This window comes from Leifsonia xyli subsp. cynodontis DSM 46306, assembly GCF_000470775.1.
GTDB lineage: Bacteria > Actinomycetota > Actinomycetes > Actinomycetales > Microbacteriaceae > Leifsonia > Leifsonia cynodontis.
The window spans coordinates 98,249-109,491 of the sequence record NC_022438.1; the positions used below are offsets into that span (position 1 = coordinate 98,249).

Genomic DNA, 11,243 nt, shown 5'->3' on the forward strand with positions numbered 1-11,243 from the left:
CGAACTTAGTCGCTGCTGCCCGTGCTTCCGATATTGCCGGTCGTCGCCGCGGCGGAGCAAGCGAGGCCGTCACCGGCGGATGTCCGACTCAATGTTATGCAATGATCTTAACCAAGTGCTGACGAGCTGGGTTCTCACGAGGAATCACTCACAGCGCGATTGGGATCGGTCTGAGTTGGATCCCGCGCAACATCCGTGACCCGGGTGCATAGACACGACAAGGGAATGACGGGTGCGTGGTGATCGACGGCGTACTGGATGCTTGGCAGGCCATCGATGGCGACATTCGCGAACGCGTGGTCACTCACGGCGTGCGTGGGCGTTCATCGCTCTACGACGATGTGCCGGGCTCGACGGGCTCGTGGCATCCTGTTCGTCCGCTGATCCTTGACGAGGCCGCGTACGCCGGGTTGGCGGCGACGAGCGAACGTCTGATGGCGCTCATCCTCGAAGCGTGTCGTCGGCGTGCGCGTTCGGTCGGGGAGCTGCATCGAATCCTGGGCACCGATCTGTACCCGCGGCGCCACTGTTGCGCCCCGAAGCCCCACTCACCGAGGATCTTCTTGTCTCTGCACGGTCGGACATCCTGATCGAGCGCGGTGTTCCTCGTTTCGTCGAGATCAACATAGACGGCTCGATCGGCGGCACGTTGCAGGCCGATACACTCGCTGAGCGCTACCGCGAGATCGTCGCACGGGCCGGTCTCGGTGACCGCATCACCGCTCCGACGCCGGCGGTAGATGCGCGGTTCGGGGAGCTTCGCCGCTCGCTGCGCCTGAACGATGGAGCGGTCGTCGCCATCCCGGTCTTCGCCGTCGGAGCCATGCCGGGTCTCGACACGGACGACATGTTCCTCGATTTCCTCCAGCCGATGTGCGAAGCGGGGCGGCGACACGTCCTCGACGTTCGCGCGTGCCGCTTCGACGATCTCACCGTCGACTCGTCGGGTCGCCTGCAGTTGGACGACGACACGGTCGCGGCGGTCCTGCGACTGTTCCTCTGCCACGATCAGCCGAACAGTTCCGGCCTGGACGCCCTGATCGCGGCCCACGAGGCCAAGAGCGTCCAGCTCCACACCCCTGAGGACACCTGGCTGCTCACCGACAAGACGGTCCTCGCATGGCTGTGGTCCGATGTCGACGATCTCGACATCGACGATGCCGCGTTGATCCGTCATCATGTTCCGCGTACGCTCTCGCTCGCCGACGCCATTGACAGCCGTGGCGTCGATGCGCTGGTCGACGAACGCGCGAACTGGGTGCTCAAGCCCGGCGGCGGTTACGGCGGCGACGGCGTCACCCTCGGAGCGGAGAGTGAACCGGGACCGTGGCGCACAGCTCTCCTCGGCGCATCGGCGAGGGGCGGTTTCGTCCTTCAGGAGACGGTCGACGCAGACGAGTGCGCCATGGATTTCGTTCATCGGGAGACCGGCGAGCGGCGCACCGCGACCGTTCCTTTCTTGGGTTCTAACGGTCGTTGCAACACCTGGACTTTCTGGGAGTTGTAACGACCGTGGCCCGTTTAAGGAGCTATTCGAGGGATCGACGCTGTTTCACGCAGGCTGATAAGGACGCGTTCTTCGCGTTGTTCGAGGCGTGTGGGAGCATCACGATCGCGGCGCGTGAGTTGGGGTTCAACCCGGCGACCTGCGGGACGTGGGTATGGAAGGCCGGCCTGCGCAGCCAGGGGAAAACCGGGACTGGTCCGCATCCAGGAAAGGAACGCTACTTCCAGTTGCGACGCGATGGCATCTCGCGTCGCGAAGCAGCGGCTGCCGTCGGGGTGAACATCCGCACGGCACGGGATTGGGATAACGGTGTCCGGAAGACCGCTCATCGCCGCTATTACCCAGATGGTCGGGTCGTCGATTACAAAACAGGTATGACGACGTTTCTTGACGGCACCGAGACAATCTCGCCGGCGGCGATCTTTCAGCTGGAGAGGAAGCTCGATCCGCGGTTCCTTTCGCTGGAGGAACGTGAGCAGATCCGGGATCTCCTCCGCGATGGGTTGTCACTGCGGAGCATCGCCGCCCAGCTGCGGCGGTCGCCATCCACGATCAGTCGGGAAATCTCCCGGAACCGGTCCTCGACCGGGATCTATCACCCCTTCGCAGCACATCGCTACTCGGCGAAGCGTCGCCCACGGCCAAAGCCGCGAAGACTGGTGACAGAGCTGCGGTTGCGTGCTTTCGTTGAGTCGAAGCTGGCGTTGCGGTGGGCTCCCGAGCAGATCACTCGAGCCCTGATCCGTCAGTTCCCGGACGACGTTGGGATGCGAGTGGCGACCGAGACGATCTACCAGACGCTCTATCTCCAAGGACGCGGCCAGCTGCGCCGTGATCTCGCGACAGCGCTGCGTACCGGGCGCGCACGTCGCCGACCGAACCGGGGAACCAACGCACGTCGTTCGCGGTTCGTCGACCCGATGCTCATGATCTCCGAGCGCCCCGCTGAGGTCGCTGATCGTGCTGTTCCAGGGCATTGGGAAGGCGATCTCATCATCGGCGCTGACCACGCCAGCGCGATCGGCACCCTCGTCGAGCGAACCACCAGGTTCGTGATGCTCGTCCACCTCCCGACCGACCACGCTGCCGAGACCGTCCGCGATGGCCTCATTCGGACGATGAGCGGCCTGCCGGCCGAACTGAAGAAGTCGCTGACCTGGGACCAGGGTGCGGAGATGGCCGCCCACAAGACGTTCACGATCGCCACCGACATGGACGTCTACTTCTGCGACCCAGCCTCGCCCTGGCAGCGCGGTTCTAACGAGAACACGAACGGGTTGCTGAGGCAGTACTTCCCGAAGGGCACCGACCTCTCACAGCACTCGCCCGCGGACCTTGCCCGAGTCGCACACGAACTCAACACCCGCCCACGCAAAACGCTCGGCTGGGAAACCCCAGCCCAGCGCCTCGCTAAACTACCTACCAGCTAATCGTCGTGTTGCAACGACCACTAGAATCCGCCTGCTGTAGAACGCGGGCGTCCAGCTGTTCGCGTCGCAGAACGCGACGAAGTCGATGATCGCTCGCTCGGCGTGCTCGGGGCGGCAGACCGGATCGGAGAGCGTGATCGCGACCCCGTCGATCACTCGGTAGGCGATCGCCGCATCCCCCTCTTCCGAGAACCAGTACACGTTTCCCGGCCAGGTCCCCCGGAAACCGAGCGTCCCGCCCCCGCCCCAGCGGAGCAGCTCGCGGAAGCGCAGCTCGTCTCCGGCGGTGCGCCCGGTCGAGGTGGCGCGGTAGAGCCGCAGGACGCCGAGGACGAAGACGGACCAGAACACCGGGCCCACCCAGTGGGAGAGCGACAGCACGATCGGAGCGGTCGGCACGACGACCGGCCCGAGCGCGGACTCCAAACCGGCGGGCACGAAGCGGCGCAGCATGGAGGCGAAGACATCGCCGAGCCCGGCCTCCGGCACATACGAGCTCAGTGTTGCGAGCCCGGCCACGAGGTACGCCACGGCCAGCAGCGCGAACGAAATGACGCTCAGGAGGGTGAACCGCACCACGGCGTCCCGCGGAGCCCGGATCTGGAACTGCCGCCGGGTGGCGATCAGCAGCACGAGGGAGGCGAGCGGCGGCAGAAGGACCGCGAACAGCCAGAGCAGCACTGCGGCCACCGGGGCGAGCGCCGCGTATCCGTCGATGTCGGCGGAGAGTCTCCCGCCCGGGATCGCCGCGAACGGCAGCACGATCAGGGCGATGTCGACCACGATGCCGAGCAGGAGCGCGAAGTGCCGGCCGCGGCGCAGACCGATCGCGGTCACGAGCAGCAGCGCCAGCGGGAGCAGGCTGAGCAGTGCCGGGCCGAAGCCCTGCGCCGCGATGAAGGAGAACGATCCGAAGCCGCCCGGCGGCAGCAGCGCGGCGAGCGGCCCGAGGGCGGTGAGGCCGATGAGAGCGGCGACGAGGGTGCGCGTCTCGCCGTGGGAGCTGCGCCGTATCCGCTGGATGCGTCCGCCCCGCAGGATCGCGCCGAGCGCCAGACCGAGCAGGGCGGCGATCAGCCGGTAGACATTGTTCTGGTCGCTGTTGTAGAGCGCCAGCATCAGAATGAACGCGAAGGTCAGCAGTCGGATGCGCCGCCGCCAGAGCGTGTTCGCGAAGGCGCTGGCCGCGATGAGTGCGCCGACGATCCCGACGGTCGGGTCGAGTGTGACGCCGGACTCCGTCGTGTGTGTCAGCAACTCGCCGGTGTTGGCCGCGGACCACTGCCCGAGGACGCCGAGTGCGATCCCCAGGACGCCGGTGACCAGGAAGGCGAGCGTCGCCCGGGCCGTCCCGAGCAGCCGCTCGGCGGTCGCCAGCAGGATCAGCGCCGTCGTGATCGACACCACCGTCTGAACGGCGTTCTCCGGGACGAACAAGGCCGTCGCCGGCGTCCACCAGCGCCCGGCGTGGATCGTCGTGCCCACCCCGGCCGCCTACAGCGGCGCTCCCCCCTGCGTCGTGGCTGTGCTCCACAGCGTCCCTGTCGCGACGCTTGTGCTCAGGAGGACGCCCGCGAGCGCGATGCTCGCCGGGGCCGTGCGGGCGTATCGGCGCAGCGTGACCGTCGCTGCCGGCGTCCGCCGCGGGGTGGGCGGGGCCGGGGGCGTCGAGGTCGGTGTGCTGGGGACCGTGCTCATCCTGTCTCCGTTGCGGTGGCCCCACCCTCGTGGGCCGGCGCGCTGCCGGAGGGTCAGACCTCGCGGAGGCGCTCCGCGAGGTAGCGGTCGAGACCCGCGAGCGGGATGCGCTCCTGCTTCATCGAGTCGCGGTCGCGCACGGTCACGGCGTCGTCGTCGAGCGAGTCGAAGTCGACCGTCACGGCGAGCGGCGTGCCGATCTCGTCCTGGCGGCGGTAGCGGCGGCCGATCGCGCCGGAGTCGTCGAAGTCGACATTGCGGCGCTGTCGCAGCCTGTCTGCGAGACCGCGGGCGAGCGGCGAAAGCGCCTCGTTGCGGGAGAGCGGGAGGACCGCGACCTTGACGGGGGCCAGTCGCGGGTCGAGGCGGAGAACCGTGCGCTTGTCCGTGCCGCCCTTCGCGTTCGGCACCTGCTCCTCGTCGTAGGCGTCCACCAGGAACGCCATCAGCGCGCGGGTCAGGCCGAACGACGGCTCGATCACGAACGGCACGTAGCGCTCGTTCTTGTTCTGGTCGAAGTAGCTGAGGTCTTTGCCGGAGTTCTCGATGTGCGTCTTCAGGTCGTAGTCGGTGCGGTTGGCCACGCCCATCAGCTCGCCCCACTCGGAGCCGGCGAACTCGAACTTGTACTCGATGTCGATGGTCCGTTTGGAGTAGTGTGCCAGCTTGTCGGTCGGGTGTTCGAACCGGCGGATGTTCTCGGGGTTGATCCCCAGTCCGGTGAACCAGTCCCAGCTGAGGTCGATCCAGGTGTCGAACCACTCCTCGTCCGTGCCCGGTTCGACGAAGAACTCGATCTCCATCTGCTCGAACTCGCGGGTGCGGAAGATGAAATTGCCGGGCGTGATCTCGTTGCGGAACGCCTTGCCGATCTGGCCGATGCCGAACGGCGGCTTCTTGCGCGAGGTCTGTAGCACGGAGGCGAAATCGGTGAAGATGCCCTGCGCCGTCTCCGGGCGCATGTAGTGCAGGCCGGATTCATCGTCCACCACGCCGAGGTAGGTCTTCATCAGGCCGGAGAACTGCCGGATCGGCGTCCACTGACCGACTTTGTCCGGGTGGTCGGGGTCGGCGATGTCGTCCAGGCCGTTCGCGGGCGGGTGGCCGTGCTGCGCCTCGTAGGCTTCGAACAGGTGGTCGGCCCGGTAGCGCTTGTGCGTGATCAGCGACTCGGTCAGCGGGTCGCTGAAGACCTTGACGTGCCCGGAGGCCTCCCACACCGCCGTGGGCAGGATGATCGCCGAGTCGAGGCCGACCATGTCGCCGCGGCCCCGGACGAACGAGTTCCACCACTCGCGCTTGATGTTCTCCTTCAGCTCGACGCCGAGGGGGCCGTAGTCCCATGCGGAGCGCGTGCCGCCGTAGATGTCGCCGGAGGGGAACACGAACCCGCGGTGCTGCGCCAGCGTGATGACGGAATCCAGTCTCGACGGTGCGGCGGCCATAGGTGCTCCTGTTTCGGTGCGGGGTGGGATCGGGGGAGGGGGGCAGAGTCCCCGACTATCCTACTGAAGGCGGCGAGGGGCTCAGGAGGCGGCGACCCGGTCCACTGTGATGAGCCGCGGGCGGACGGGCGCTTCTTCGATCCGGAGGCCGAAGATGGCTTCGGCCGCGTCCGCGAACCTTTGTGCGTCTCCCGCCCGGGCGAGCTCGCGGGCGCGCACGGACGGGGTGTGCAGGAGGACCCCCGCCAGGTGCCGGAGCGCCGTCTCGGTCTGCTCGCTCGAGTCGCCGCGCATGCGGGCGCGGGCGATCTCCGCGTCGAGGATGTCGAAGACATGCTTGCGCAGTGCGATCAGGGCGGGTTTGACCGCCTGCTCTGTGGTCTGGGCGGCGAACTCGGCGGCGGCGGCGCCGACGATCTCGCGGGCGTCGTCGGCGGCGTTCAGCTCCTCGAGCGGCGCGTGGATGCTGATGGTCTCCAGATCCAGCAGTTCGACGCCCGGCAGCCCGGCGACGGCGGAGTCGACGTTGCGGGGCAGCCCGAGGTCGATGACGAGCCGGCGTTCGATGCCGTCCTGTTGCCGCGCCTGCTCGAAATGCCCGGGAGTCAGCGCGTAATCGCGCACGGTGGTGCAGGTGACGATGAGGTGGGCGCGGGCGAGCGCTGCGTTGAGACCGCCGGCCGGGACGGCGCTCACCCCGTGGGAGAGCGCGAACTTCTCGGCGCGGCCGGAGGGGGAGTGGACCTGCACGTCGGCGACGCCGCGCTCGCGCAGGGCAGCCAGGCTCGCGCCCGCGTATTTCCCGGTTCCGATGAGCAGCACGCGTATCCGGGACCAGTCTCTCACCCGGCTCTCCGCCAGATCCAGCGCGAGGCGGACGATCGAGCGGCCGGCGGTCGTGATGCCGGTGCGGTTCTTCACGCCGCGCGAGGTCCGGGACGCGACCTGGAACAGCCGCTCCAGGTCGTGGCTCACCGTGCCAGCCCGGCGCGCCGTGGTGAGCGCGCGGCGCACCTGGCCCGCGATCTCCCCCTCGCCGACGACCACGGAGTCGAGTCCGCTCGACACGGAGAACAGGTGCTCTGCCGCCGCATCGTCGCAGTACACTCTGCTGGAGGAGCGCAGCAGGTCCGCGTCGATCCCGGCGGCGTCGCCCACGGTGGCGATCACGGCCTCAGCGGACACCGCGCGTGCCGCCGGGAGCGGCTCGTCGATGTCGAGGTAGGCCTCGAAGCGGTTGCAGGTGGCGAGCACCACCGAGCCGGTCACGAGTTCGCTGTGCTCCGCGAGCGCGGCTGCGACGGCCGGAGCATTGCGCTCGAGCCGGTCCAGGAGATCGAAGGCCGCTGTGCGGTGGCTTGACGAGAAGCAGAGAAGCACGGTGTGCAGCCTACGCTCGCCGCGTGCGTTCTTCGAATCGGCCGGGTCCGGTCCTTTCGGCCGGCTGTGCGGATTCCCGGGCATCGGCCGGCGGGGACCTGGCAGAATCGTGATCGTGACCACCCTCGATCCGACCCACCCGCTCGCCGCAGGCCGCACCCACGCCAGCCGCCTCGTCCGCTCCTACCAGGGCGAACGGCAGGAGGTGACGCCGGTGTGGTTCATGCGCCAGGCCGGGCGTTCGCTGTCCGAATACCGCGACCTTCGCGTGGGCACCCGGATGCTGGACGCCTGCCTCGATCCGGCGATGGCGAGCGAGATCACCCTGCAGCCGGTGCGCCGTCACGGTGTGGATGCGGGGATCTTCTTCAGCGATATCGTCGTGCCGCTGAAGCTCGCGGGTGTCGGGGTCGAGATCCAGCCGGGCAGGGGCCCCGTCTTCGAGCGGGCTGTTCGGACGCCCGCCGATGTCGGACGTCTGACCGCCGTGGACCCGGCGGCGCTCGCCGCGGACGCGTTCGCCGCGATCCAGGAGGCCGTGCGGCTGACGACCGCCGAACTGGATGAAACCCCCTTGATCGGTTTCGCCGGTGCGCCGTTCACTCTGGCCGCGTATCTGGTGGAGGGCGGCCCGTCGAAAGACCACCTCCGGGCCCGGACCCTGATGCACGCCGACCCGGGCGCCTGGGCCCGTCTGATGGACTGGACCGCCGACCTCTCCGGCGCCTTCCTTCGCGCACAGGTGCTGGCCGGGGCGAGCGCTGCGCAGCTCTTCGACTCCTGGGCGGGGTCGCTCTCGCTCCGCGACTACGCCGAGCATGCCGCCCCGGCGTCCGCCCGGGCGCTCTCCCACGTCCGCGATCTCACGTACACGGTCCCGTCGGCGGACCCGGACGCCGAGGCCGTCCTGCGCTCTGTGCCGATCGTCCACTTCGGCGTGGGCACCGGAGAGCTCCTCCCCGCGATGCACGAGGCCGGCGCGGACGCGATCGGCGTCGACTACCGCACGCCGCTGGACGAGGCGAGCCGCCGGCTGGAGCATGTCGTGCCGCTCCAGGGCAATGCCGATCCGGCGATGCTCGCCGCCCCCTGGGAGGTGCTCTCGGGCCATGCGCTCGATGTGCTCGACCGTGGCCGCGACGCGCCGGCGCACGTCTTCAACCTCGGCCACGGCGTCCCTCCGGAGACCGACCCTGCCGTGCTCACCCGCCTGGTCGAGCTGGTGCATGGGTGGCGCGTGTGACCGGTCTCGGCGGGGAGATCCGGCAGGCCCTCGAGGCCGAGCCGACCCGGATCGCCGTGGTCGGCGGCGGTGTGGCCGGTCTCGTCGCGGCGCGCGAGTGTGCGCGACCCGGTTTCGAGGTGGTCGTGCTGGAGGCGGCGGACCGCATCGGCGGTTCCGTCGCACCGCTCGAACTCGACGGGATGACGCTCGACGCCGGCGCGGAGAGTTTCGCGACCCGCGGCGGCCACGTCGCCGAGCTCCTCGATGCGCTGGGCCTGGCCGGGGAGATCGTCTCGCCGAACCCGGTGGGCGCGTGGGTGCGCACCGGCACCAAGAGCGTTCCGCTGCCGAAGGCCGGGCTGCTCGGCATCCCGAGCTCTCCGCTCGCGACCGATGTGGTGGCCGCCATCGGCTGGGGCGGCGCCCTTCGCGCCTCCCTCGACCGGCTGCTGCCGGTGCTCACAATCGGGCAGGAGCGCCGGCTGGGAACGCTCGTGCGGAAGCGGATGGGCGCGAAAGTGTTGGACGAATTGGTCGTCCCCGTCGTCACCGGTGTCTACTCGGCCGCGCCGGACGACCTGGACATCGACGTCGCGGCCCCCGGTCTCAACGCCGCCCTGACCCGCCTCGGCTCGCTCTCCGGAGCCGTCGGCGAACTGCGGTCGCAGGCGAAGGCGGGCAGCGCTGTGCAGGGACTCCGCGGCGGGATGTGGCGGCTCCCTGCCGCGCTCGCCGCCGACATCCGCGCGCGCGGGGGCAGCGTTCGCACCACCGCCGCCGTCACCGCGATCGCGCCGTGGGCCGCGCCCGAGACGCCAGCCCCCGCCGGGGCCGCGCATCCCGAATCGGACGGCGGACGCCGCCCCGCCCGCTGGACCCTCCGCCTGGCCGATGGGACGGCCATCGACGCGGATGTCGTGGTGATGGCCGCGCCCGCGCCCGCTGCGCTCGCGCTGCTCCCCACGGCATCCCCGTCGCTCGCCGGTCTGGCCGGCCTCGACTGGCCTCCGGCGTCGAGCGTCGAACTGGTCACCCTCGTGCTCACCGCTCCCGCTCTCGCCGAGGCGCCCAGGGGGACGGGCGTGCTTGTCGGCGACGCCCCCGGCTCCGGCGTCGCCGCCAAAGCCCTGACGCATGCGAGCACCAAGTGGGCGTGGGTCGCGGAGGCCGCAGGGGGCGGCCGTCACGTCGTCCGCCTGTCGTACGGCCGGGCGGGCCAGCCAGGGACCCGCGAGCTGAGCGACCAGCGCCTCCGGGAGATCGCGCTCTCGGACGTCTCCGCCCTCCTCAATATTCCCCTTGCGGCATCCGATGTGGACGCATTCACCCGGATTCGCTGGACGAACGCTCTTCCTTATGCGACAGTGGGGCAGCGGGAGCGTATCCAGCGCGTCCGCGACGGGGTCGGGAGCGTCGAGGGTCTCGAGGTGACCGGCTCCTGGCTGGCCGGGACCGGGCTCGCGTCCGTCGTCCCAGACGCCCGCCGGGCTGCCGAGCGGGCACGGGGTCTACGCTGGAAAGCGCTGACCGAGGACAGGGAGGGATGAAGGATGGGCGGAAAGATCCTGTTCGTCGCGGGAGCGGCCGTCGGCTATGTGCTCGGCGCGCGGGCCGGACGGAAACGGTATGACCAGATGAAGGCCGCCGCGACCAGAGTGTGGGAGTCGCCTTCGGTGCAGAAGCGGGTCCACGCGGTCGAGGACTTCGTGGCGGAGAAGGCGTGCGAGGCGCCGGAGGCCGTGTTCGTCGCGATCAAGAAGGTCGTCGTCCGCGCGAACGAGCGACGGCGCGAGGCGCGTTCGCCGATCGCCGAGCCGGAGGCGGCGAGGGGCGCAAGCGCGTCCTGACCCGGCGAGACCCTGACCCGAAAAGGGAGATGCGATGATCGACAGCCGGAACGCCCGGAAGAAGCCCCTCGGTGAGCTGATCGCCGCGCTGCCGGGGCTCGTCGTCGGCATGCTGAAGGCAGAGGTGGACCACCTCAAGGCCGAGTTCGCAGCGAAGGCGAGATATGCCGGTGTCGGCATAGGGCTGTTCCTCGTGGCGCCGGTGTTTCTTTTCTTCGCGCTCGGAGTTCTCGTCGCGGCGGGGGTGCTCGGCCTCGCTGTCGTCTTGCCGGCGTGGGCGGCTGCGCTCATCGTGTTCGGCGCTCTGGCCCTGATCGCAGCGATCCTGGTGCTGATCGGTGTCGCGTCGTTCAAGAGGGTGAATGGCCTCGCCCCGAAGGAGACCATCGCGAGCGTCCGATCCGATGCCGACGCGCTGAGAGGGATGGGCAAGTATGACAACTGACCGCAGCGACGTCGAGCGCGCCCGCGCCGAGCTGGCCGCCGCTCTCGACGCCATCGAATACAAGCTGAACGTCCCGAAGCGCGCCGCCGAGTGCGTGCGGATGCTCCGGCGCGAGAACCCGCTGGCCCTCGCCGGCATCGTCGCGGGCGCGGCGATCGCCGTGGCCGCCGCCGTCTGGGGCCTTGTCGCCCTCGTGCGGCGCTGACCGCGCGGGCGTTGGGCCCGCGCTCGTTTTTGCCTTCCCGTGTTTGCGAGAGAGACTGTGG

10 protein-coding genes and 3 pseudogenes are annotated in these 11,243 nt (G+C 69.4%); 9 read left to right on the top strand and 4 right to left on the bottom strand.

Features of this window, described 5'->3' with window-relative positions:
- Positions 1 to 236: 236 nt before the first annotated feature.
- The 4 genes and pseudogenes from O159_RS14345 to O159_RS16965 all read left to right on the top strand — a co-directional run.
- The gene (locus O159_RS14345; RefSeq protein ID WP_144267488.1) at positions 237 to 590 is read left to right on the top strand and encodes a hypothetical protein; all 354 of its coding nucleotides are present in this window, start codon (positions 237 to 239) and stop codon (positions 588 to 590) included.
- Positions 530 to 1,507 (top strand): two-component system sensor protein, encoded by a 978-nt coding sequence (locus O159_RS00495; protein WP_021753830.1) that lies wholly within the window; start codon positions 530 to 532, stop codon positions 1,505 to 1,507. Before O159_RS14345 ends, O159_RS00495 begins: the two co-directional genes overlap by 61 nt.
- A gap of 374 nt (positions 1,508 to 1,881) precedes the next feature.
- A pseudogene (locus O159_RS00500) lies at positions 1,882 to 2,823 on the top strand (IS30-like element ISLxc3 family transposase); the annotation flags it as partial.
- Between the two features lie 52 nt (positions 2,824 to 2,875).
- Positions 2,876 to 2,968 (top strand): annotated as a pseudogene (locus O159_RS16965) (IS5/IS1182 family transposase); the annotation flags it as partial.
- Positions 2,969 to 2,982: 14 nt separating this feature from the next.
- On the opposite strand, the pseudogene O159_RS00505 reads toward O159_RS16965, so the two are convergent.
- The 4 genes and pseudogenes from O159_RS00505 to O159_RS00515 all read right to left on the bottom strand — a co-directional run.
- Positions 2,983 to 4,056 (bottom strand): annotated as a pseudogene (locus O159_RS00505) (phosphatidylglycerol lysyltransferase domain-containing protein); the annotation flags it as partial.
- A gap of 375 nt (positions 4,057 to 4,431) precedes the next feature.
- Positions 4,432 to 4,635 carry a hypothetical protein gene (locus tag O159_RS15390; RefSeq protein ID WP_021753833.1) on the bottom strand — a complete coding sequence of 68 codons (204 nt, stop codon included), beginning with the start codon at positions 4,633 to 4,635 and terminating at the stop codon, positions 4,432 to 4,434.
- 53 nt (positions 4,636 to 4,688) lie between these two features.
- Entirely contained in the window at positions 4,689 to 6,080 is a 1,392-nt protein-coding gene (locus O159_RS00510; protein ID WP_021753834.1) for a glycine--tRNA ligase, read from the bottom strand.
- Positions 6,081 to 6,161: 81 nt separating this feature from the next.
- Entirely contained in the window at positions 6,162 to 7,460 is a 1,299-nt protein-coding gene (locus O159_RS00515; protein ID WP_043993846.1) for a glutamyl-tRNA reductase, read from the bottom strand.
- Positions 7,461 to 7,575: 115 nt separating this feature from the next.
- On the opposite strand from O159_RS00515, the gene hemE reads away from it, so the two are divergent.
- From hemE to O159_RS00540, 5 genes are read left to right on the top strand one after another with little or no spacing between them, the layout of a single operon-like run.
- Positions 7,576 to 8,703 carry a uroporphyrinogen decarboxylase gene (gene hemE, locus O159_RS00520; protein WP_043993847.1) on the top strand — a complete coding sequence of 376 codons (1,128 nt, stop codon included), beginning with the start codon at positions 7,576 to 7,578 and terminating at the stop codon, positions 8,701 to 8,703.
- Positions 8,691 to 10,232: a protoporphyrinogen oxidase gene (gene hemG / locus O159_RS00525; RefSeq protein ID WP_043993398.1), complete on the top strand. Its 1,542-nt coding sequence runs from the start codon at positions 8,691 to 8,693 to the stop codon at positions 10,230 to 10,232. The genes hemE and hemG overlap by 13 nt, the downstream gene beginning before the upstream one ends.
- 3 nt (positions 10,233 to 10,235) lie before the next feature.
- Positions 10,236 to 10,532: a hypothetical protein gene (locus tag O159_RS00530; RefSeq protein ID WP_043993399.1), complete on the top strand. Its 297-nt coding sequence runs from the start codon at positions 10,236 to 10,238 to the stop codon at positions 10,530 to 10,532.
- 34 nt (positions 10,533 to 10,566) lie between these two features.
- Positions 10,567 to 10,977 (top strand): phage holin family protein, encoded by a 411-nt coding sequence (locus O159_RS00535; RefSeq protein WP_021753837.1) that lies wholly within the window; start codon positions 10,567 to 10,569, stop codon positions 10,975 to 10,977.
- Entirely contained in the window at positions 10,967 to 11,182 is a 216-nt protein-coding gene (locus O159_RS00540; RefSeq protein WP_021753838.1) for a DUF3618 domain-containing protein, read from the top strand. Before O159_RS00535 ends, O159_RS00540 begins: the two co-directional genes overlap by 11 nt.
- The last annotated feature ends 61 nt before the right edge of the window (positions 11,183 to 11,243 follow it).

What these genes read in the sequence shown, in the direction of transcription:
- O159_RS00530 (WP_043993399.1), top strand. Translation starts at nt 10,236, where the DNA reads ATGGGCGGAAAGATCCTGTTCGTCGCGGGAGCGGCCGTCGGCTATGTG.
- O159_RS00535 (WP_021753837.1), top strand. Translation starts at nt 10,567, where the DNA reads ATGATCGACAGCCGGAACGCCCGGAAGAAGCCCCTCGGTGAGCTGATC.
- O159_RS00510 (WP_021753834.1), bottom strand. Translation starts at nt 6,080, where the DNA reads ATGGCCGCCGCACCGTCGAGACTGGATTCCGTCATCACGCTGGCGCAG.
- O159_RS15390 (WP_021753833.1), bottom strand. Translation starts at nt 4,635, where the DNA reads ATGAGCACGGTCCCCAGCACACCGACCTCGACGCCCCCGGCCCCGCCC.
- O159_RS00540 (WP_021753838.1), top strand. Translation starts at nt 10,967, where the DNA reads ATGACAACTGACCGCAGCGACGTCGAGCGCGCCCGCGCCGAGCTGGCC.